The sequence below is a fragment of the Benzoatithermus flavus genome (assembly GCF_037908215.1).
In the GTDB taxonomy this organism is placed as follows: domain Bacteria; phylum Pseudomonadota; class Alphaproteobacteria; order Geminicoccales; family Geminicoccaceae; genus Benzoatithermus; species Benzoatithermus flavus.
This window is the reverse complement of the sequence record NZ_JBBLZC010000016.1, coordinates 38197-59859: the sequence shown is the minus strand read 5'-3', so window position 1 is coordinate 59859 and position 21663 is coordinate 38197. Positions and strand designations below refer to the sequence as shown.

Genomic DNA, 21663 nt, shown 5'->3' with positions numbered 1-21663 from the left:
GCGGCTCCTCAGATGGCCGCATCCGCGTTCGGCAGCCTGCGCTTCGCGCGCTCCTGGTGGAGCAGGTAGAGACCGGAGGCCATGACGATCGCACCACCCGCGAGGGTCCAGCGGTCGGGCAGCTCGCCGAACACCACGAGGCCCAGCAGCGTCGCCCACAGGAGCTGCAGATAGAAGAAGGGAGCCAGCACCGAGGCCGGGGCGCGTTCATGGGCCAGGATGAGCAGCCAGTGCCCGAGCGCGCCGAAGAGGGCGAGACCCACCATCGCGAGCCAGACCCGAGCTGAGCTCGGCGTCGTCCAGACGAAGGGCAGGCTGGGCAGGAAGACCACGGAGCCGACGAGCCCGGTGTAGAACAGGGTCGTCTCGCTGGCATCGCGCGCCGCCAGGATGCGGGTGGTGACGGCATAGAGCGCGTTGGCGCAGGCCGTGATCACCGCCAGGAGCATGGCCGGGTGAAACCCGCCGCTGCCGGGGCGGGTGATCACGAGCACGCCCAAAAAGCCGACCAGGACGGCCGCGAGCCGCCGGGCGTCGATCCGCTCGCCGAGCAGCGGACCGGCGATCAACGCCACGATCAGCGGCGAGGCGAAGGTGATCGAGGTCGCCTGGGTGAGCCGCAGGTAGCGCAGCGCGAAGAAGGCGCAGATCGTGGCGAGCACCAGGCACGAGGCGCGGGCGCACTGGAGCGCGGGGCTGCGCGAGCGCAGGATCTTGGGCCTGGTCCAAGGATTGAAGCAGGCACCGATCAGAACGAAGCTGCCGAGATAACGGACCGCAGCGGTCTGGATCGGGTCGGTCGTCCGGTTCACCCACTTCGCGGATGCGTCCAGGCAAGCGAAGCACGCGACGGCGGCGATCAGCAGGGCGATGCCGATCAGGCGCTCGCGCTGCTGCGGCATCGGCGGTTTCCGGTTCGTCATCAGGGGCCGCTCGTCCGGCAGGTCATCAGGTGGCACCGAGAGGTAGCATGGCGGTGCCGGCGGCACATCCAGCGCTTCGTGCAGGTGTCGACGGCTCGCTCTTGCCGAGACAGCCCTATCTTCGCCATGTAAGATACCTACCAGACGGTAAGGAACAGTGCATGTCGGACAGGGTAGCGCGGGCAAGGACGGCGGCTCGACGGCGCCCGCGCGACGTCGAGCGGACGCGGGGCGACATCATCGCCGCGGCCACGGCCGAGTTCGCCGAGAAGGGGCTGAGCGGTGCACGCGTGGACGAGATCGCGGCCAGGACCCGCACGACGAAGCCCGCGATCTACTACCATTTCGGCAGCAAGGAGGGCCTCTACACCGCGGTGCTGGAGGCCGCCTATGGTGGAATACGCGATGTCGAGCAGGCGTTGCGGCTGGAGGAGTTGCCGCCTAGGGAAGCCATGCGCCGGCTGGTCGAGGTCACGTTCGACTATCACGCCGCTCACCCGGAGTGGGTGCGTCTGGTCAGCGTGGAGAACATCCACGAAGCGCGCCACATCGCCGGCTCGGCCGCGATCGCCGAGCGCAACGCCGCAGTGATCGCGATCCTGCAGGCGCTCCTCGTGCGTGGCGAGCGGGAAGGTGTGTTCCGCGCCGGGGTGGACCCGGTGAACCTGCACCTGATGATCAGCTCGTTGTGTTTCTACCGGGTCTCGAACCGCCACACCTGGGGCGCCATCTTCGGCCGTGACCTGGCGGCGCCGGAGCATGCTGCCGCGCAGCGGCAGATGGCGGTCGAGGCGGTGCTGCGCTATCTGCAGCCCGATGCCGGCCAAGGCATCGGCAGTTGCGGCTCGTGACCCTTTACCCCCGAAGACGTATGATTCTCGCCGCCAGCCTCGTGACCGCCCGTCTTTTACAGAGCTTGACGCACGCTGCCCCTGCCCGCGACCGCGCCAGGGTGCGAGAAGCTCCATGACCCGTGTCGGTGCCTGTCTCTCTGCTGCCAGCGTCAGTACGCGCTGACGCTTCGCCTAAAGCGCCGCTTTCGCCGCGAACTCGGCCGGGAGCCGGTGACCATTCGTTCGATCGAGCCCGAGGCATCGGCCGAGCTTGCGGCACGAACCCCTCAGCTCAGGCCCTTCTGCCGGTACATCTCGCGGATCAGCTCCTTCATTGCCGTGACGTGGCGCGAGCGGTCCTGCTTGCGGTAGCTCATGATGATCGGCGAGACCGCGGTCTTCTCGTCCAGGCGACGGTAGAGCACGTCGTCGCGGCGGAGCTGCTCGACGCAGGCCGGCACGAGGCATAAGCCCACCCCGGCCGCGACCAGGCCCAGCGCCGTCTGCAGCCCGCTCACCTCGTGCAAGGGACCGGGTTCGACACCACGCCCTCGGTAGATGCCGAGCACCTGGTCGGCATAGGATGGGCGCGGCTCCCTGGGGTAGAGGATCAGCGGCTCTTGCGCCAGGTCCTCGAGCCGGAGCGTGGCGAGCCGGTCGAGGAGCGCATGGCCCATCGGCAGCGCCACCACGAGCGGCTCCTCGCGCAGGACCTCGCGGCGAATCGCCGGATCCTCGAGCCGGCGCAGGCGTCCGAAGCCGACGTCGATGGTGCCGTCCTTCAAGGCTGCGATCTGCTGGAGTGTCGAGAGCTCGAAGAGCACCACCTCCACGCCGGGGAAAGCCACCCGGAAGCGACGGATGAGGTCGGGCAGGGCGCCATAGAGGGTAGAGCCGGCGAAGCCGATGCTGAACCGGCCGCCTTGGAGCGGGTCGAGGCGCCGGATCATGGTCCGGATCATCTCGACCCGCTCGAGCACATCGAGCGCATGGTCGTAGAGGAACTTGCCGGCTTCGGTGAGGTGCAAAGGCCGGCTGCGGCGCTCAAACAGCGGTACGCCCAGCTCCTCCTCGAGCTGCTGGATCTGCCGGCTCAAAGGCGGCTGCGCGATGTGGAGCTTCTCTGCCGCCCGGGTGAAATTCCGCTCGCCGGCCACGGTCACGAAGTAACGCAGCTGGCGCAGATCCATCCGATACCTTCCCGGTATGAAAATCGACCGAGACAGTCTTGGACCGCGGTGCCGACCTAGTCCAGATTGCGCCTCGTTCGGAGGCTAGGGGTTGAAAGGGCAACCCAAGAGCAACGACAATGGGCTACTGCACAGCGAACGGGCAGAGCCCTTCGTTCTGAGGCCCCGGCGGGGCCGATCCCCTTCATCTCTCCCGAGTTCCCGACCCGCCCGAGGCGGCGGGAAGCGCTCGCACCGGCACGACCTTTTCAGGGGGCAGTCATGCTCGACGACATCGGATCACGGATAGAAGCGTCCTTCGAGGAGGACGACGAGCGCGGCGTCTACCGTGTCGCCCGGGACATCTTCACCGATCCCGAGCTGTTCGAGCTCGAAATGAAGCATATCTTCGAGGGCAACTGGATCTATCTCGCCCACGAGAGCCAGATCCCGAACAAGAACGACTACTTCACGACCTGGATGGGGCGGCAGCCGATCGTCATCGCGCGCGATCGGAACGATGGGCTGAACGCTTTCATCAACGCCTGCAGCCATCGCGGCGCCATGCTGTGCCGTCACAAGAAGGGCAACAAGGCAACCTACACCTGCCCCTTTCACGGCTGGACCTTCAGCAACACGGGTAAGCTCCTCAAGGTGAAGGATCCCGACGGGGCCGGTTACCCCGACTGCTTCAACAAGGAAGGCTCGCACGACCTGACCCGAGTGCCACGCTTCGAGTCCTACCGTGGCTTCCTGTTCGGCAGCCTCAACTCCGACGTCCTGCCGCTGAGCGAGCATCTCGGCGGGGCCGCCAAGATCATCGACATGATCGTCGACCAGTCGCCCGAGGGCCTCGAGGTGCTGCGCGGCTCGTCGACCTACTGTTACGATGGCAACTGGAAGCTCCAGACCGAGAACGGTGCGGACGGCTACCACGTCAGCGCCGTGCACTGGAACTACGCCGCCACCACCGGCCGCCGCAAGGAGACCGAAAAGGGCGACGACATCCGCGCCATGAGCGCGGGCGGCTGGGCCAAGCAGGGCGGCGGGTTCTACTCGTTCGAGAACGGCCATCTCCTGCTCTGGACCAACTGGGCCAATCCCGAGGACCGTCCGAACTGGGACCGGCGGGAGGAGCTGGCAGCACGGTACGGCCAGGCGATGGCCGACTGGATGGTCCAGCGCTCACGCAACCTGTGCCTCTACCCCAACGTCTATCTGATGGACCAGTTCGGCTCGCAGATCCGCCACTACCGACCGATCGCGGTCGATAAGACCGAGGTGACGATCTACTGCATAGCGCCCAAGGGCGAATCGCCCGAGGCGCGCGCACACCGCATCCGCCAGTACGAGGATTTCTTCAACGCTTCCGGCATGGCAACCCCGGATGATCTCGAGGAATTCCGGGCCTGCCAGTTCTCCTACCACGCGCGGGCAGCGCGCTGGAACGACCTGTCCCGTGGCGCCAAGCACTGGATCCACGGCCCCGACGAGGCGGCGAAGGCGATCGGTCTGAACGCGCTCATGAGCGGGGTCAAGACCGAGGACGAGGGCCTGTTCGTCCTCCAGCACCGCCACTGGCACGAAACCATGCGGCGGGCGCTGGTCGCCGAAGGCAAGAGCAGGACGGCCTGAGGGGGAGCAAAGACCATGACCACGATGCGCACGACGGTCCAGAACCCGGCGGCCGGAGCCATGCTCTCGATCGAGGACGTCCGGCAGTTCCTCTACCGCGAGGCCCGCTGCCTCGACGACAAGGACTGGGACGGCTGGCTCGCCTGCTACGCGCCCGACGCCGAGTTCTGGATGCCCGCCTGGGACGACGACGACCGGCTCACCCAAGACCCGCAGAGCGAGATCTCGCTGATCTGGTACGGCCACAAAGGCGGGCTCGAGGACCGGGTGTTCCGCATCCGCACCGAGCGCTCCAGCGCCACCAGCCTGCCGGAGCCCAGGACCTCGCACAACATCAGCAATGTCGAGATCCTGGAGCAGAGCGAGGGCGTCTGCAGCTTGCGCTTCAACTGGGTGACCTTCAGCTACCGCTACAAGACGACCGACATCTATTACGGCACCTCCTGCTACACGCTCGACACCACCGGGCCGACACCGCTGATCAAGCGCAAGAAGGTAGTGCTCAAGAACGACTACATCCACCACGTCGTCGACATCTACCACATCTGACGGGCGCAAGAGGAAGGAAAGAAAGATGGGCCATACCGTTGCGCTCAACTTCGAGGACGGCGTCACCCGCTTCATCGAGTGCCGCACCGGCGAGACGGTCGCCGACGCCTCCTACCGGGTCGGGATCAACATCCCGCTCGACTGCCGCGACGGAGCGTGCGGCACCTGCAAGTGTCGGGTCGAGTCCGGCACCTATGACCCGGGCGAGTATATCGAGGATGCGCTGAGCGAGGAGGAGGCGGCCGAGGGCCTGGCGCTCGCCTGCCAGATGCGCCCACAGACCGACCTCGTGATCAGCGTCGCGGCCTCCTCCGAGGTCTGCAAGACCCGGGGTCAGAGCTTCGAGGCACGGCTCAAGTCGGTGGAGCGGCTCTCCGCCACCACGATCGCCTTCTCGCTCGAGGGTGCCGGAGCGGTGACCTTCTTGCCCGGCCAGTACGTGAACGTGCAGGTTCCCGGCACGGATCAGCGACGCTCCTACTCCTTCAGCTCGCCGCCCGGGGCCGAGACGCTGTCCTTCCTGGTCCGCGACATCCCGCCCGGGCTGATGAGCTCCTTCCTGCGCGAGCGGGCCGAGCCCGGCATGCCGATGAGCTTCGTCGGTCCCGCCGGCAGCTTCTATCTGCGCGACATCCGGCGCCCGCTCCTGTTTCTCGCGGGCGGCACCGGCCTCGCACCCTTCCTCTCGATGCTGGGGAAGATCGCCGAGACCGGCAGCGCGCATCCGATCCATCTCGTCTACGGTGTCACCAACGACGAGGACTTGGTCGGTGTCGACCGGCTCGAGGACTGCGCCGCCCGGATCCCCGGCTTCACCTTCGCGACCTGCGTCGCGGCCGAGGGCAGCGCGCACCCGCGCAAGGGCTACGTCATGGCCCACACCGAGCCCGAGCGACTCAACGGCGGCGAGGTCGACGTCTACCTGTGCGGCCCGCCCGCGATGGTGGACGCGGTCCGCGTCTGGCTGGGTCAGCAGGGTGTTTCGCCCGCCAACTTCTACTACGAGAAGTTCTCGCCGAGCGGTGCCGTCACCGCCATCGGCGAGAGTCACCGGCCGGCGGCGTGAGGCGGCGATGAGAACCTACGAGGGACGCTTCGCCGGCAAGGTCGCGCTCGTGACCGGGGCGGCGCAGGGGATCGGCCGGGCGGTGGCGCTGCGGCTGGCGCGCGAAGGCGGCAAGGTGGTCCTGGTCGACCGCTCGGAGCTGGTCCTGGAGGTGCAGGGCGAGATCGGGGCGGGCGGCGGCGAGGCGCTCGCGGTCACCGCCGACCTCGAGGCCTTCACCGGCGCTGCCGATGCGGTTGCGCAGGCGCTGCGCCGGTTCGGCCGGATCGACGTCCTGGTCAACAATGTCGGCGGCACGATCTGGGCCAAGCCTTACGCGCGCTACGAAGAAGCGCAGATCGAGGCCGAGGTGCGGCGCTCGCTGTTCCCCACACTCTGGTGCTGCCGCGCCGTGCTGCCGGCTATGCTCGCGGGAGGCGGCGGCGTCATCGTCAACGTCTCCTCGGTGGCGACCCGCGGCATCAACCGCGTGCCCTACGCCGCGGCGAAGGGCGGGGTGAACGCGATCACCGCCTGCCTCGCCTTCGAGCACGCGAAGGACAACATCCGCGTGTGTGGCGTGGCTCCGGGCGGCACCGAGACGCCGCCGCGGCGCATACCGCGCAACGCGACGCCACGCTCGCCCGAGGAGGAGGGCTGGATGCGCGAGGTCGTGGAGCAGACGGTCTCCTCGAGCCTGATGAAGCGCTACGGCACCACCGACGAGCAGGCGGCAGCGATCCTGTTCCTGGCTTCCGACGAGGCCTCCTACATCACGGGCGTCACCTTGCCCGTGGCCGGTGGCGACCTCGGCTGATCGACGGCGGCCGGGCCGTACCCGGCGAACATCCATACTGCCCGCCAAGAGAAGGGGGCAGCCACGGAGAGGCAAGACGATGGACGAGACTCTGTTGAACACCTCGCATGTCCAGGAGCTGCTGACCAGGGTCAGCGGTCTCGACAACGACAAGGGCGACGCGCGCCTGAAACGGATCGTGCACCGCGTCGTCTCCGACCTGTTCCGGACGATCGAGGACTTCGACGTCCAGCCCGACGAGTTCTGGTCGGCAATGAGTTATCTCACCCGGCTCGGCCAAGCCAACGAGGTCGGCCTCCTGGTGCCGGGGCTCGGCATCGAGCACTTCCTGGACCTGCGGCTCGACGAGGCCGAGAAGAAGGCCGGGCTCGAAGGCGGTACGCCGCGCACCATCGAGGGCCCGCTCTACATTGCCGGCGCCCCGCTCTCGAAGGGTGAGGCACGGCTCGACGACGGCAGCGAAGAAGGCGAGATCCTGTTCATGGAAGGGCAGGTCCGCGACACCGAGGGCCGGCCCGTGACCGGCGCCATCGTCGACGTCTGGCACGCCAACACCAAGGGCGGCTACTCGTTCTTCGACCCGTCGCAGCCCAAGTACAACCTGCGCCGGCGCATCGAGACCGATGCGGAAGGCCGCTACCGCTTCCGCTCGATTCTGCCCTCGGGCTATGCCTGCCCGCCGAACGGCGCCACGCAGCAGCTCCTCGACCAGCTCGGGCGCCACGGCAACCGGCCCGCGCACATCCATTTCTTCGTCTCGGCCCCGGGCTACCGGCAGCTCACCACCCAGATCAACATCGAGGGTGACGAGTACCTGCACGACGATTTCGCCTTTGCCACCCGGGACGGGCTGGTGCCGCCCGTGCGCCGCAGCACGGACCCGGCGGCGATACGGGCGCGCGGCGTCGATGCGCCGTTCGTCGAGATCACCTTCGACTTCGTCCTGAACCGGGCCGTCGAGGGTGCGCCCGACACGGTGGTGCACCGTGCGCACGCCGAGGCGGCCTGACGGCCCGTTCCCATCCAGCACATGAAGGCCAGCATGGACCACAGTCCCATCACCGTTCCGGCCGACCTCGGGCGCGACCTCGCGGTCGCCTCGATCCGCAGCACCATCGTCGACGTGCCGACGGTGCGCCGGCACAAGCTCTCCTCCCTCTCCGTGACGGCGCAGAGCTACGTCGTCCTCGAGGTCCGGCTCGCGAATGGTGTGGTAGGTGTCGGCGAGGCGGCGACGCTAGGCGGCCCCCGCTGGAGCGAGGAGAGCGTGGAGGCCATCAAGGCCAACATCGACGCCTATCTCGCACCGGCCCTCCTGGGGTTGCGGGCCGACTGCCTCGAGGTCGCAGGCGCCAGGATGGATGCGGCCGCCAAGCGCAACAGCGCCGCCAAGGCGGCGCTGGAGACGGCGCTTCTCGATGCCGTCGGCCACGCGCTCGGCGTGCCGGCGGCACTCCTCATGGGCGGGATCGTCCGCGACCGGGTCCCTGTGTTCTGGACCCTGGCCTCGGGCGATCCTTCGCAGGAGATCGAGGAGGCGGAAGGGAAGCTCGCCGCCCGGCTCCACGACCGGTTCAAGATCAAGGTCGGTGCGCAAGCGCCCGAGAAGGACCTCGCCCGCCTGCGCCGCCTCACCGCGGCGCTGGCGGGCCGGGCGACGCTGATCGTGGACGCGAACCAGGCCTGGGACGAGACGATGGCGGTGCGCTGTCTGCCGGTGCTCGCCGAGCTCGGCGTGATCCTGGTCGAGCAGCCGCTCCCGGCCTGGAACGTGGCCGGGATGGCACGGGTGCGGGGGCGCTCGACCGTGCCGCTGATGGCGGACGAGTGCGTGTTCACACCCCACGACATGCTGGCCGTAGCGCAGGCCGCAGCGGCCGACGTCGTCTCTCTGAAGCTCGTGAAGCACGGTGGCCTTCTGGGCCTGCGCAAGGTCGCCGCCGTGGCCGAGGCGGCCGGCGTCGGCCTCTATGGCGGCTGCCTGCTCGAGAGCTCGATCGGGGCGGCCGCACATCTCCAGGCCTTCGCTACCTTGCGCGATCTCGGCTGGGGCTGCGAGCATTTCGGGCCGCAGATCCTGACCGACGACCTCGCCGTGGCGCCGCTGCGCTTCGAGAACTTTCACGTGCATCTGCCCCAAGGACCCGGGATCGGCGTCGAGCTCGACCGGGACAAGCTGCGCCGCTACGCGCGCGCGTGAGGATGCCATGCTCTATTGTGTCGAGATGGACGTGCGCGTGCCGCACGACGTGGATCCGCAAGTGTTCGAGCGCCTGAAGGCCGAGGAGAAGGCCAGGGCGCAGGAGCTGCAGCACCAGGGCAAGTGGCGCCATCTCTGGCGGGTGGCCGGCCGCTACGCCAACATCAGCATCTTCGACGTGGAGAGCCACGACGAGCTCCACGCCATCCTCTCGGGGCTGCCGCTGTTCCCGTTCATGGAGATGCGCGTCACCCCGCTAGCCCGCCATCCCTCCGCCATCGACTGAGGCCGAAGAGCCGCCCCGGTGCAGCACGCCTGCGCCGGGACAAGCAGCGGGATCGAAACGTCACCTTCGCATGAGCCGCGCAGGAGGACGGGCCCGGGCGGCCCGGCGCCTTCCTGCGCCCCGGGCAAGGCAGGGAGAGCCAGCATGGTGACAGAGCCGCACCGTCGACGTCCTCGACTTCATCACCGAGCATACCGGCCGCAGGCTGTCGCCGCTCCAGATCCGAACGCTTCTCTTGTGCTTCGCGATCGTCGCGATCGGCGGCTTCGACACCGGGGCCATCGGCTTCGTCGCTCCGGCGCTCGTTCCTGACCACCGTCATGTTCTGCGGCTTCACGCTGGGCTCGGCCTTCGGCGGCCTCGCCGCGGGCCAGCTCGTGGCCGATTACGGCTGGCGCTCGGTTCTGTTTCTGGGTGGCGTCGCCCCCCTGGCCGTGGTACCGGCCCTGTGGCTCTGGCTGCCGGAATCGGTACGCTGCCTCGTCCTCAAGAACGCCCCGCCCGCGCAGGTCGCGGCGATCCTCTCGAGGATCGCTCCCGTGGCCGACCTCGATGGTGCGACCTTCACCGGGGTCGAGCGCGCGGAAGGCTCGCCGGCCGTCCTTGGCGTTCGCGAACGGCCGGCAGCACGACCTCGATACCCGGGCGGCATGGAAATCCATCAAGACGGTCTTGGATCTGCCGTGCGGCATCGGCCATGGATGGAGCGGGCCGGGGCAGGGGGCGACGACGCCCGTCGGCCCGCGGGCAAGCTGTGAGATCAGGGAAGCGGGTGCGCGATGATCGTTTGCATGTGCAACGGACTCAAGGACAGCGTATGCCGGACGACGGCCGCGGATGGGCGCTGTCGTGGGGTGGGGTGCATCTACCGGTTGAACGGTGCGCGTGTCCGCTGCGGGCGGTGCCTGCCGATGATGCGGACCATCTTCGCCGCCTACGCGCCCGAGGGGCTGCAGGCCGAACGTCGGGCCCGAGCCGGAACGGATGAGATGGTGAGGGCTCGAGCATGAGGAAGGTATACGAGGATGCGCAGGCCGCGCTCTTCTCGGGCCTTTTGCGCAACGGGATGACGATCGTGACCGGCGGCTTCGGCCTGTGCGGCATCCCCGAGTGGGGGTGAGCATCGAGGAGGTCGGGGCCAGGGACCGCCGCCCCGGTCGAGGACGCCCGCCAGGCCGCCTAGGGCACATTCGAGGCCGATTCCGGCTTGGCGGCTGCTGCTTCCCCGCTGCGCGCCCGTGCTAGGCGGCGGCGCGCACGGCGTGGACCGCGATCGCGGTGTCCTGGGCGCCGGTGCCGGTGAGATCGCAGACCGTGATCTCGTCCGCCGAGCGGCGGCCCGGCTTCAGCCCGGCTACGATCTCGCCCAGCTCGTCGATGGGACGATCGGAGGATATGGTGCCGGCGGCGAGCGCGGCCCGAAGTTCGCCCAGGCGCTCGCACTGGCTCCGGCGGTCGACGACCACCCGATCGGCGCGGCTCAGGATCTCGGGATCGAGCTCCTGCTTGCCGGGCGCATCGGAGCCCATGGCCGTGACGTGCAGGCCCGGATGCAGCCAGTCGGCCAGGATCACGGGCTCGCGCGCGGCCGTGGTGGTGACCACGATGTCGGCCTCGCGAACCACCTGCTCGGCCGGGGCTGCGGTGACCGGCAGGCCGAAGCCGGCCTTGAGCTCGCCCGCCAAGGCCGCGGCCTTGGCGGGATCGCGGCCCCAGAGCAGCACCCGCTGAATCGGCCGCACCAGCCGGAGCGCTTCGAGCTGGAGGCGCGCCTGCAGCCCGGTGCCGATGATGCCGGCGATCCGGGCATCGGGACGCGCCAGCCGGTCGGCGGCGATGGCGCCGGCGAGCGCCGTGCGCACGTCGGTGAGATAGCCGTTGTCGAGCAGCACCGCCTCGACCCGGCCGGTCTCGGCCGAGAGCAGGGTCATCATGCCCGAGAGGCTCGGCAGGCCGCGCTTCGGGTTGTCGAAGAAGCCGGTCGAGACCTTGAGTGCCATCGACGGCAGGCCGGGCACGTAGGCGGTCTTGACGTCCATCTCGGCGTGGCGCTCGGGCAGGTCCAGGTGCAGGACCGGTGGCATGACCACGCCGCCTCGCCCCAGGGCCGCGAAGGCCGCTTCGACCACGGCCATCGCCTCGTGGCTGATCTTGACCCGAGCGCGCAGTGCCGCCTCGTCGAGCACGACGATATCCATGCCCGTTCCTCCCGATCCTCAGATGGCCGGCGCCGTCAGGAGCAGCTCGTGGCCCTCGCGCCTGAGCTCGTCCGTCACCTTGTCCACGGCGCGCCTGGCGATCGCCACGATCTCCTCGCATTCCGCCGGTGTCACCACGAGCGGCGGCGAGAAGCCCAGAATGTCGCCGTGCGGCATGGCACGTGCGATCAGGCCCTGCTCGAGGGCGGCCGCCGACACGCGGGCACCGATCTTGAGCGCCGGATCGAAGCGCTGCTTCTTGCCCCTGTCGGCCACGAACTCGAGCGCCGCCATCAGGCCCACGCCGCGCACCTCGCCGACGAGCGGATGATCGGCGAAGGTCTCGCGCAGGCATTGCTGGAAGTGGGCGCCGGTCCGCGCCGCGTTGCCGGGCAGGTCCTCGCGCTCGACGATGTCGAGGACGGCGTTGGCCGCGGCAGCACCCAGGGGATGGCCGGAATAGGTGTAGCCGTGGCTGAAGGCGCCGAGCTTGTCGGTCGCCTGCTCGAGCACGCTGCAGACCTTCTCGCCGACGATCACCGCCGACATCGGCACGTAGGCGCTGGTCAGGCCCTTGGCGAGCGTGACCAGATCGGGCTCGATGCCATAGGTGGTGCAGCCGAACATCTCGCCGGTGCGGCCGAAGCCCGTGACCACCTCGTCGGCGATCAGGAGTACGTCGTACTTCTTCAAGACCGCCTGGATCGCCGGCCAATAGCCCTTGGGCGGCGGGATGATGCCACCGGTGCCGAGCACGGGCTCGCCGATGAAGGCCGCTACCGTGTCGGGGCCCTCCTCGAGGATCATCGCCTCGAGCTCGCGCGCGCGGCGCGCCGAGAAGTCCTCCTCGCTCTCGCCGGGCTCGGCACCCCAGTAATGATGCGGCGCGCCGGTGTGCCGGATCGGGCCGAAGGGCAGGTCGAAGGCGGCGTGGTAGAAGGACAGACCGGTGAGCCCGCCGGACATCACCGAGCTGCCGTGATAGCCGCGCTCGCGCGAGATGATTTTCTTCTTCTGCGGCCGGCCCAGGATGTTGTTGTAGTACCAGACCAGCTTGACCTGGGTCTCGTTGGCATCCGAGCCGGAGAGGCCATAGAACACCTTGGCGGGCGTGCCCGGGGCCATCCGCACCAGCCGGTCGGACAGGCGGATCAGCGCCTCGGTCGAGTGTGCCGCGTAGGTGTGGTAGTAGGCCAGCTTTTTGGCCTGGGCGTAGATCGCCTCGGCCACCTCGTCGCGGCCGTAGCCGATGTTGACGCAGTAGAGCCCGGCGAAGCCGTCGATCAGCTCGCGTCCCTTCCGGTCCCGGATGCGGATCCCTTTCCCGCCCGTGACGATGCGGGGATCGCCGAGAGCACCCGAGGCATAGGTCTCGAGCGGCGTGAAGGGATGCAGGACCGTCTGCCGGTCGAGCTCCTCGAGGGAGGGATTGCGCAAGGTCGTGTCGGTCATGGGTCGTCCTTCCCTCAGGCGAGGCCGCCGAGGCAGAGATATTTGAGCTCGCTGTAGTCATCGAGGCCGTGCCGCGAGCCCTCGCGGCCGAGGCCCGACTGCTTGGTGCCGCCGAACGGGATCGGCGCACCGGTGAACTTCGGGGTGTTGATAGCGACCATGCCGTAGTCGAGAGCGCCGGCCACGCGCATCACGTTGCGCAGGCCCGAGCCGTACACATAGGCGGCAAGGCCATAGATCGTGGCATTGGCGCGGGCGATCACCTCGGCCTCGTCCTCGTAGCGCAGGATCGCCGCGACCGGGCCGAAGGTCTCCTCGTGCGCGATCAGCATGCCGTCGGTGACGTCGGCCAGGACCGTCGGCGTGTAGAACCTGCCGCCGAGCGGATGCCGCGTCCCGCCGACCACCAGCCGGGCACCCTTCGCCACCGCGTCGGCGACATGCGCCTCGCACTTTTTAACCGCCTTCTCGTGCATGAGCGGGCCGATCTCCACACCCGGCTCGAGGCCGGGGCCGACCTCGAGCGCGGCCGTCGCCGCCGCGAAGCGCTCGACGAAGGCATCATAGAGCCGGGCCGGTACGTAGATGCGGTTGGCAGCGAGGCAGTCCTGGCCCGAGGTCGCGAACTTGGCGGCGATGGCACCCTTTACGGCCGCATCGAGGTCGGCATCCTCAAGCACGATGAACGGCGCGTGCCCGCCCAGCTCCATCGACATCTTCTTCACCGTGCCGGCACACTGCTCGAGGAGCTTGCGGCCGATCTCGGTCGAGCCCGTGAAGCTCAAGGCGCGCACCATCGGGCTTTTGGTCAGGACGTCGCCGATGGCGATCGGATCGCCGGTGACGATCGAGAGCACGCCCTTGGGCAGCCCGGCCTCCTCGGCGAGCACCGCCAGCGCCAGGGCCGAGAACGGCGTCTCGGAGGCGGGACGGACCACCATGGTGCAGCCCGCGGCGAGCGCTGCGCCGGCCTTGCGGGTGATCATGGCCGAGGGGAAGTTCCAGGGCGTGATCGCGGCGGCGACCCCCACCGGCTCGCGCACCACCAGGAGCGTGCTGCCGGGCAGGTGCGAAGGGATGGTCTCGCCGTAGGCGCGCTTTGCCTCCTCGCCGAACCAGTCGAGGAAGCTCGCGGCATAGTCGATCTCGCCGCGCGATTCGGCGAGCGGCTTGCCCTGCTCCAGGGTCATGATCCGGGCGAGGTCCTCCTTGTGCCGCAGCATCAGCTCGGCCCAGCGGCGCAGGATGGCGCCCCGCTCCCTGGCGGGCGTCGCACGCCAGCCCGGGAAGGCGCGCTCGGCAACCTCCACCGCACGCTCCGTCTCGCGCGTGCCCATGTCGGGCACCGTGCCGATCAGGCTGCCGTCGGCCGGGTTCTCGACCGCGAGACGTCGGCCGTCCGCGGCATCGCACCAGATGCCGCCGATGAAGGCGCGGTCGCGTAAAAGCTCGGGCCGCTGCAGCCCGTCGATCCGCGGCGTGGCCAAGCCCGCCACGCCCGCCCTGGCATCGATACCCGTGATCTCCATCGTTCCGTACATGTTCCGGCCCTCGCGATTCCTTCCTCGCCTGCATCGGAATCTAAGGGCGCGGCCGCCGCAGTTTCGACGCAATCCGAGGGGTGCGGCCGCAGATCCGACGCATGATCACGAGCCGCCCGCAGGATCTTCGGCCTCGGCCAGGAGCACCGCCGCGAGCCCGGCTGGATCGTTCTTGACCGTCTTGGTGACGACGTAGGTGAAGTAGCGGCTGATGCCGATCTCGGCCTCGAGCAGCCGGTCGATCAGCGCCTGGTAGTCCGCCATGCTGCGGGCGGCGACGGTCACGAGGTAGTCGATGCCGCCGCCGATGGCGTCGCAGCGGATGATTTCGGGGATGGACCGGATCGCCCGCTCGAAGCGGGCGAAGTCGCTGGCCTCGTGCCGCTTCAGGCTGACCTCGACATGGACCAGGAGCGGCATGCCGAGCAGTTCGAGCCCGAGCTCGGCACGGTAGCCCTTGATCACCCCGGCCTGCTCGAGCCGCTTCCAGCGCTCGAGGCAGGCGCTGGGCGAGAGATGAACGCGCTCGGCCAGCGCCTGGTTGGTGATGCGGCCCTCGCGCGCCACCACGCAGAGGAGCCGCCGGTCGCGTGCGTCGAGCGGCATGGCAGGCCTCAGCCCTGGTGCCCATAGTCCCCGAGCACCGCGAGGCAGTCGCCGCGCTTGATCAGCCCGGGGAAGTGCCGGCAGTAGAGGAAGCCGCCGCGCGGTGCCGTGTAGGTCCTGGGCTCGCGGTCGATCTCCTCGAAGAAGTGGACGCGGCCCAGAGGCTGGCCCGTCTCGACCGGCGCCCCGAGCTCGACCAGGGGCTCGAACAGGCCGGCATCGTCCGAGACGACGAAGCCGTCCTCGGGCGTGCGGGCGAAGCGCGACGGGCCCGGCGCCGCCGAAGGCGCCTCGTCGAGCACGCGCAGATGGCAGAGCAGGTTGTGCACCGCGCGGTCGGCGATGGCGACACGCTCGGGCGTGGTCGAGCCGCCGCCGCCGAGCTCGGTCGTGACGAACAGCTTGCCCAGCTCTTCCACGGCGCTGTCGAGCATCCCGGCCGTGTCGAGCTCCTTCAGCACGAGCGCGAGCGGAGCGCCCATGGCCAGAATCGCGGCCCTGGTCCGCTCCATGAGATCCTTGTCGTCGAGCTCGTGCATCACCACGGAGGGTACGAAGTCGAGGGTCTTGCCACCCGAGTGCAGGTCGACCACGACGTCGGCCCGCGCCACGAGGTGGTGATAGACGTAGTGCGCCAGCATCGGCGTCTGCGTGCCGTCGCGCCGGCCCGGGAAGGACCGGTTCATGTTGACCCCGTCGATCGGCGAGACGCGCGTGCCGGCCTGGACCGCCGGATGGTTCATGGTCGGGAGCACGATCACCCGGCCGCGGACGCGCGTAGGATCGAGCCGGCGGGCGAGCTTCAGGAGTGCGATCGGCCCCTCGTACTCGTCGCCGTGGTTGGCGCCGGTGAACAGCACGGTCGGCCCGTCGCCACCGCAGATCACGTGGATCGGGATGCGGATTGCCCCCCAGGCACTGTCGTTGCGCGACCAGGGCACGTTGAGATAGCCCGCACGCTTGCCGGGCGCGTCCAGATCGATGGTGCAGGAGACGCGCGATTCCTCGCTCATTTCGAATGCCTTCCAGCATGGGGCCGCGACGGCGCGGGCCGGTCGATGCGACCTGGTCTTGCGTGCGGCCGGTGACGACGCCTCAGTCCTTGACCAGCAGCCTGCGCGGCACGGCGGCCAGGCACTCGACCCCGGTCTGGGTGATGGCGATGCTCTCGGTGATCTCGAGGCCCCAGTCCTCGAGCCATAAGCCCGTCATGAAGTGGAAGGTCATGCCGGGCTCGAGCACGGTGCGGTCGCCCGGGCGCAGGCTCATGGTGCGCTCGCCCCAGTCCGGCGGGTAGCTCAGCCCGATCGGGTAGCCGGTGCGGTTCTCCTTGACGATACCGTGGCGCGCCAGCACCGCGAAGAAGGCGTTGGCGATATCCTCGCAGGTATTGCCGGGCCTGGCCTGCGCCAGGCCGGCCTCCATGCCCTCCAGCACCGCCTGCTCGGCATCGAGGAACTTCTGCGGCGGCTTGCCCAGGAACACGGTGCGCGAGAGCGGGCAGTGGTAGCGCTTGTAGCAGCCGGCGATCTCGAAGAAGGTGCCCTCGCCCGACTGCATCGGCCGGTCGTCCCAGGTCAGGTGCGGGGCGGCCGCATCCGAGCCCGAGGGAAGCAGCGGCACGATCGCCGGGTAGTCGCCGCCGGCACCGGGCACGCCGCGGATGCCGGCATCGTAGATCTCGGCCACGAGATCGCACTTCCTCATGCCGGGCGCGACCTTCTCGGCGATGCGTTCATGCATCGCCTCGACGATCCGCGCCGCCGTGCGCATGTAGGCCAGCTCCTGCGGCGACTTCACCGCCCGCTGCCAGTTCACGAGCGCCGTCGCATCGACGAAGCGCGCGTTCGGCAGGTGTTTTTGCAGCGAGAGATAGGCGGCGGCGCTGAAATAGTAGTTGTCGAGCTCGACGCCGATCCGGGCATTGCCCCAGCCGCGATCCGTGATGAGCCCCGAGAGATGGTCCATCGGGTGGCGTTCGGGGTTCTGCACGTAGTGGTCGGGATAGCCGATGATCCGCTCGGGCGGCAGCCAGGCAGTCCGCAGGGCGCCGTTCGCGTCCTGACCGCGGCCGTACCAGATCGGGTCCTCGTCCGGGCGCACCAGCACGCACTGGTGCACGTAGAACGACCAGCCGTCATAGCCGGTGAGCCAGGCCATGTTGGAGGGGTCGGTGACGATCAGAAGGTCGATGCCGCGCTGCTCCATGGCGGCGCGGGTCTTGGCGAGCCGCTCTGCGTACTCGGCGCGGGTGAAGTCGAGCTGAGGCTCGGGCATGGCGGTCAATCCTGGAAAGAGAACGTCGAAAATGGGCGAAAGCCGCTGGCCTAGCCGGCCGTGGCGTCGAGCTGCACGTCTTCGCCCGCGATCAGGCGCTGGTGCAGGCTCATGTCGATGTTGCGGCCGGAGAGCACGGCCACGGCCGGGCCATGCGGCCGGACCTTTCCGGCGAGCAGGGCGCCGATGCCGACCGCGGCGGCGCCCTCCACCACCTCCTGCTCCTGCCAGTAGGCGTGGCGCACCGCGGCCGCGATCTCGGCCTCGTCCAGGAGCACGATTTCGTCCACGAGCTCGCGCACCATGCGGAAGGTCCAACGGTTGCCGAGACCGATGCCGCCGCCCAGGCTGTCGGCGAGCGTGGGCAGCTCCTCGACCGCGACCGGCCGACCCGCCATCAGGCTCGCGTGCATGGCAGCACCGCGCGCCATGCTGATGCCGACCACGCGTGCATCGGGCTTGGCGGTCTTGACGGCCAGCGCCACCCCTGCGATCAGCCCGCCGCCCGAGAGCGGCACCAGCACGGTCTCGAGCTCGGGGCAGTCCTCGACGAGCTCGAGGCCGAGAGTGCCCTGGCCGGCGATGATGTCGGGATGATCGAAAGGCGGCAGCATGGTGAGGCTCTCCTCGGCCACCAGCCGATCGACCTCCTTCTGCGCGTCGTCCTGCGAGCGGCCGACGATCCGGATCTCCGCCCCCAGCCGGCGGATACCCTCGACCTTGTTGCCGGGGACGAGCCTGGACATGCAGACCACGCAGCGCACGCCCGCTTTCCTGGCGGCATGGGCGAGGGCACGGCCGTGATTGCCGGTCGAGGCCGCGACCACGCCGCGGGCTCGGGCATCCTCGGACAGCGCCAGGAGCGCGTTGGTAGCACCCCTGAGCTTGAAGCTGCCGGTGATCTGGCGCTGCTCCAGCTTCAGATGGACCGGTACCCCGACCCGCTCGGCCAGGCTCGGCGAAGGCACCAGGGCCGTGCGCGCGATCCGGCCGTCGAGCCGGCGGCGCGCCGCGAAGACATCGGCGAGGGTGAGGCGCGCGTCCGTCATCGGCCCGCCTCCGCCGGCAGGTGCAGCAGCCGGCCGTGGCCGTGGAACGGCCGGTCGATCCGGCAATGGCGCAGGCAGCGCCAGACCGTGGCCTGGTTGCTGGTCACCACCGGCCGACCGATCGCGGCTTCGATCGCCTCCGCGATCTCGGCCGAGCGGAGCGCGGTGCAGGAGACGAACAGCGCTTCCGCCCGAGCGTCGGTCGCGGCCACCGCCGCCTCGACCAGTGCTTGCGGGCGGATGCGCGCCATCTCCCGGTCGTCCTCGAAGCCGAGGCAGGTGACGCTCGCGAGCCCGAGCCCGTGGCCGGCGAAGTAGTCGGCCATGGGTGCGGTGGTCGCGCGCGTGTAGGGGGTGAGAAGGCTGATGCGGCCGACGCCGAGGGCGCGAAAGCCGTCTCGCGCCGCCGCGGGCGGTGTCACCACCGGCACGCCCGGCTTCGCCGCCCGGAGCGCCGCTTCGACCGCATCGTCGCCGATGACGACGGAAGCGGAGGTGCAGGAGAAGCACAAGGCGTCGAGCGGCTCGTCCGGCAGAATGAGCGCGGCGGCCTCGGTGAGGCGTGGCTGCATCGCGCGCAGATTCGCAGGATTCGTCGGGTTGGCGTAGGCGACGCGGGTGGCATAGACCCCGACCTCGTCAAAAGGCGTCATCCGGGCGAAATCGCGCTCGGAGGTGTGGTCGGTCGCGAGCACGATGAGGCCGATCCGGCGCGGCACGGGCCGGGCGTCGAGGGCAGGAGCACGCGTCGTTTGCGCGATCTCGGCAGGATGCATGGCTTGGCTCCTTCTCAGCCGATCCGGCCGAAGCGCCGCTCGAGCCAGCGCAGCAGGACGACGGACGGGATGCTGATGGCGAGGAAGAACACGCCTACCAGCGTCATCGGCTCGAGATAGCGGTAGTTGAAGTTGGCGACGCTGCGCGCCTGGCTCATCAGCTCGAGCACGGTGATGGCCGAGAGCAGCGGCGTCTCCTTGAACATGGCGATGAAATAATTGGCGAGTGCCGGGATCATCGGCGGGATCGCCTGCGGGATGATGATGTGGCGCCAGGTCTGGGCCATGGTCAGGTTGCAGGCCTTGGCCGCCTCCCACTGGCCCTTCGGCACGTTGTCGATGCCGGCCCGGTACACGACCGCGGTATAGGTGGCGTAGTGCAGGCCGAGTCCGATCGTGCCCGCGACCAGCGGCGAGAGGGTGATGCCGAGATCGGGCAGGATGTAGAACAGGAAGTAGAGTTGCACTAGAAGCGGCGTGCCGCGGACGAAGTCGAGGAAGAAGCCCACGGTGCGACGGACGGCGGTGTTTCTCGAGCGTGTCAGGACGGCGAAGACGAGGCCCGCCATCATGGCGAGCGCCGAGCCCAGGAGTGTGGCCTCGATCGTGACCACGACGCCGGCGAGCAGTGTCGGCAGGATCTCGGCGACGAACGACCAGTCCCAATCCACGGCGGCGCTCCTCAGGCCCTGGTGACGTCGAGGCCGGCCGCGAGCCGGCGCTCGAGCCGCCGTACACCGCCCGCGATCACGCTCGCGATCAGAAAGTAGAGGACGAGGATGGTGAGGAACGGCACGGCCGTATTCCCGGTCTGGGCACGCACCACCTGAGCCTGGAAGGTCATGTCGGAGAGCGAGATCAAGGAGACGACCGCGGTCGCCTTCAGAAGCTCGATCGCGTTGTTGCCGAAGGTCGGCAGCATGATGACGAAGGCCTGGGGCAGGATCACGTGGCGCAGGCACTGCCAGCGCGTGAGGTTGAGCGCCGTGCAGGCCTCGTGCTGCTCCTTCGGCACGGACTGGACGGCGCCGCGCACGACCTCGGCACCATAGGCGCCGACATTGAGCCCGAGGGCGAGCACCCCGGCCTGCATCGGCGTGATCGGCACGCCCATGAGCGGCAGGACGAAATAGGCCCAGAAGAGCTGCACGAACACCGACGTGCCGCGGAAGAACTCGATGTAGAGCGTGGCCAGCCAGCGTAAGCCCGCATGCCGCGACAGCCGGCCGAGCCCGGCCAGGAACGCCATGACCAGCGCCAGCGCGCAGCCCAGGAGCGTCAGCTCCAGGGTGACGATGGCCCCCTCGAGGATGAGGGTCAGATAGCCCGACCATTGGCTGAAGAACGCTGTCATGGCAGTCGGGGGATTCCGCGTGCTGGATGAAGGTTGCAGCCGTGGCGCGCCACGGCTGCAGCGGGAGTAGCGGTCTAGTTCGGCCCCTCGCAGAGCTTCTCGCGCGTGGTGAGCGAGGCGGCCTCGGCCGGGAAGCCGTAGGGCGCCACGATCTTCGCGAAGTCGCCCGACTTCTTCATCTCGGCCAGGACCTTGTCGTAGGCGTCGCGCAGCGCCTCATCCTGCTTGTTGAAGGCCGCACCGGCGCAGAAGATCGGCGTGTCCTTGACCGGTGTCACCACCTCGAGCTGCGCGTCGTTCGCCCGCTTGACGAGATCGTTGATCGAGAGTGCGGGCAGCGCGTAGGCGTCGATGCGGCCGTCCTGCAGCATCTTGATGCCGCTCTGGCCGTCCGGCACCACGACGACGCGGTCGCGCGGCACGCCCGCCGCCAGCGCCAGCCGCTCCTCGGTGCCGCCGCCGGGGACACCCACCTTCGCGCCGGAGCTGTTGATGTCGGCGTAGCTCACGAGCTTCTTCGGGTTGCCCTGTTTGACCGCGAATGCCTCGGCGTCGCACAGGTTGGGCTCGGAGAAGATCACCGCCCGGCAGCGCTCCGGCTTGATGAACAGGCCGGCATCCACGATGTCGAAGCGGCGCGCCTGCAGGCCCGGGATCATCGCCCCGTACTCGCTCACCGAGGCCTGGATGTCGGGCACGCCCAGACGCTTGAAGATCTCGCGCGCGAGGTCGGGTGCGGCACCGGCCACCTTGCCGTCCGGCTTGATCTCGGTCCAAGGCGGCTCGTTGGCGATCGCGATTCGGGCGAAGCCCTGCTTTCTGACGCGCTCGAGCGCGTCCTCGGCCTTGGCCGGCGCCGTGCCGGCAACAGCCAGGGTCGCTGCGCCGAGTACGGCGAGCGCAACCGATGCCAGAAGCCGGCGAGGCCGCCGGGTAGCCTGTCCTGATCTCAT

At 69.1% G+C, this 21663-nt stretch carries 22 protein-coding genes and 1 pseudogene; 10 read left to right on the top strand and 13 right to left on the bottom strand.

From position 1 onward, the window contains the following. Nucleotides 1-8: 8 nt before the first annotated feature. On the bottom strand, nucleotides 9-923 hold the full coding sequence (locus tag U1T56_RS15870) for a DMT family transporter (protein WP_418160462.1): 915 nt from the start codon (nucleotides 921-923) through the stop codon (nucleotides 9-11). 161 nt (nucleotides 924-1084) lie between these two features. On the opposite strand from U1T56_RS15870, the gene U1T56_RS15865 reads away from it, so the two are divergent. Then, nucleotides 1085-1774, top strand: a complete 690-nt coding sequence (locus tag U1T56_RS15865; RefSeq protein ID WP_418160461.1) for a TetR/AcrR family transcriptional regulator — start codon at nucleotides 1085-1087, stop codon at nucleotides 1772-1774. Nucleotides 1775-2043: 269 nt separating this feature from the next. On the opposite strand, the gene U1T56_RS15860 is transcribed toward U1T56_RS15865, so the two are convergent. Next, a complete protein-coding gene (locus U1T56_RS15860; RefSeq protein ID WP_418160460.1) occupies nucleotides 2044-2946 on the bottom strand; it encodes a LysR family transcriptional regulator in 903 nt (300 codons plus the stop codon). 261 nt (nucleotides 2947-3207) lie between these two features. Here U1T56_RS15860 and benA point away from each other — a divergent pair, with 261 nt between their 5' ends. The 9 genes and pseudogenes from benA to U1T56_RS15815 all read left to right on the top strand — a co-directional run. Beyond that, complete coding sequence (gene benA / locus U1T56_RS15855) at nucleotides 3208-4560, top strand: benzoate 1,2-dioxygenase large subunit (protein WP_418160459.1); 1353 nt, start codon at nucleotides 3208-3210, stop codon at nucleotides 4558-4560. A gap of 15 nt (nucleotides 4561-4575) precedes the next feature. Then, nucleotides 4576-5109 carry a benzoate 1,2-dioxygenase small subunit gene (gene benB, locus U1T56_RS15850; RefSeq protein ID WP_418160458.1) on the top strand — a complete coding sequence of 178 codons (534 nt, stop codon included), beginning with the start codon at nucleotides 4576-4578 and terminating at the stop codon, nucleotides 5107-5109. A gap of 25 nt (nucleotides 5110-5134) precedes the next feature. Next, complete coding sequence (gene benC / locus U1T56_RS15845) at nucleotides 5135-6175, top strand: benzoate 1,2-dioxygenase electron transfer component BenC (protein WP_418160457.1); 1041 nt, start codon at nucleotides 5135-5137, stop codon at nucleotides 6173-6175. A 7-nt stretch (nucleotides 6176-6182) separates the two neighbouring features. Beyond that, nucleotides 6183-6971 (top strand): 1,6-dihydroxycyclohexa-2,4-diene-1-carboxylate dehydrogenase, encoded by a 789-nt coding sequence (locus U1T56_RS15840; RefSeq protein WP_418160456.1) that lies wholly within the window; start codon nucleotides 6183-6185, stop codon nucleotides 6969-6971. Between the two features lie 79 nt (nucleotides 6972-7050). Further along, a complete protein-coding gene (gene catA, locus U1T56_RS15835) occupies nucleotides 7051-7980 on the top strand; it encodes a catechol 1,2-dioxygenase (protein WP_418160455.1) in 930 nt (309 codons plus the stop codon). A gap of 33 nt (nucleotides 7981-8013) precedes the next feature. Continuing rightward, entirely contained in the window at nucleotides 8014-9171 is a 1158-nt protein-coding gene (locus U1T56_RS15830) for a muconate/chloromuconate family cycloisomerase (protein WP_418160454.1), read from the top strand. 7 nt (nucleotides 9172-9178) lie between these two features. Then, entirely contained in the window at nucleotides 9179-9457 is a 279-nt protein-coding gene (gene catC / locus U1T56_RS15825; RefSeq protein ID WP_418160453.1) for a muconolactone Delta-isomerase, read from the top strand. A 320-nt stretch (nucleotides 9458-9777) separates the two neighbouring features. Next, entirely contained in the window at nucleotides 9778-10215 is a 438-nt protein-coding gene (locus U1T56_RS15820) for a hypothetical protein (RefSeq protein WP_418160452.1), read from the top strand. Between the two features lie 248 nt (nucleotides 10216-10463). Further along, a pseudogene (locus tag U1T56_RS15815) lies at nucleotides 10464-10568 on the top strand (succinyl-CoA--3-ketoacid-CoA transferase); the annotation flags it as partial. 130 nt (nucleotides 10569-10698) lie between these two features. Here the strand turns inward: U1T56_RS15815 and U1T56_RS15810 are convergent. The 11 genes from U1T56_RS15810 to ehuB form a co-directional block, all read right to left on the bottom strand. After that, nucleotides 10699-11655 carry a cyclodeaminase gene (locus U1T56_RS15810; protein ID WP_418160451.1) on the bottom strand — a complete coding sequence of 319 codons (957 nt, stop codon included), beginning with the start codon at nucleotides 11653-11655 and terminating at the stop codon, nucleotides 10699-10701. An 18-nt stretch (nucleotides 11656-11673) separates the two neighbouring features. After that, a complete protein-coding gene (locus U1T56_RS15805) occupies nucleotides 11674-13107 on the bottom strand; it encodes an aminotransferase (protein ID WP_418160450.1) in 1434 nt (477 codons plus the stop codon). A 14-nt stretch (nucleotides 13108-13121) separates the two neighbouring features. Then, the gene (locus tag U1T56_RS15800) at nucleotides 13122-14648 is read right to left on the bottom strand and encodes an NAD-dependent succinate-semialdehyde dehydrogenase (RefSeq protein WP_418160449.1); all 1527 of its coding nucleotides are present in this window, start codon (nucleotides 14646-14648) and stop codon (nucleotides 13122-13124) included. Between the two features lie 105 nt (nucleotides 14649-14753). Next, nucleotides 14754-15254 (bottom strand): Lrp/AsnC family transcriptional regulator, encoded by a 501-nt coding sequence (locus tag U1T56_RS15795; RefSeq protein ID WP_418160448.1) that lies wholly within the window; start codon nucleotides 15252-15254, stop codon nucleotides 14754-14756. A gap of 8 nt (nucleotides 15255-15262) precedes the next feature. Continuing rightward, nucleotides 15263-16267: an N-alpha-acetyl diaminobutyric acid deacetylase DoeB gene (locus U1T56_RS15790; protein ID WP_418160447.1), complete on the bottom strand. Its 1005-nt coding sequence runs from the start codon at nucleotides 16265-16267 to the stop codon at nucleotides 15263-15265. Nucleotides 16268-16349: 82 nt separating this feature from the next. Further along, a complete protein-coding gene (gene doeA, locus U1T56_RS15785; protein ID WP_418160446.1) occupies nucleotides 16350-17531 on the bottom strand; it encodes an ectoine hydrolase DoeA in 1182 nt (393 codons plus the stop codon). A gap of 50 nt (nucleotides 17532-17581) precedes the next feature. Beyond that, nucleotides 17582-18580, bottom strand: a complete 999-nt coding sequence (gene eutB, locus U1T56_RS15780) for a hydroxyectoine utilization dehydratase EutB (protein WP_418160445.1) — start codon at nucleotides 18578-18580, stop codon at nucleotides 17582-17584. Then, on the bottom strand, nucleotides 18577-19356 hold the full coding sequence (eutA, locus tag U1T56_RS15775) for an ectoine utilization protein EutA (protein ID WP_418160444.1): 780 nt from the start codon (nucleotides 19354-19356) through the stop codon (nucleotides 18577-18579). Before eutA ends, eutB begins: the two co-directional genes overlap by 4 nt. A 14-nt stretch (nucleotides 19357-19370) precedes the next feature. Then, a complete protein-coding gene (ehuD, locus tag U1T56_RS15770; RefSeq protein WP_418160443.1) occupies nucleotides 19371-20027 on the bottom strand; it encodes an ectoine/hydroxyectoine ABC transporter permease subunit EhuD in 657 nt (218 codons plus the stop codon). Between the two features lie 11 nt (nucleotides 20028-20038). Then, nucleotides 20039-20710, bottom strand: coding sequence for an ectoine/hydroxyectoine ABC transporter permease subunit EhuC (gene ehuC, locus U1T56_RS15765; protein ID WP_418160442.1), 672 nt, complete (start codon nucleotides 20708-20710; stop codon nucleotides 20039-20041). A 74-nt stretch (nucleotides 20711-20784) separates the two neighbouring features. Then, nucleotides 20785-21663 carry an ectoine/hydroxyectoine ABC transporter substrate-binding protein EhuB gene (gene ehuB, locus U1T56_RS15760; RefSeq protein WP_418160441.1) on the bottom strand — a complete coding sequence of 293 codons (879 nt, stop codon included), beginning with the start codon at nucleotides 21661-21663 and terminating at the stop codon, nucleotides 20785-20787.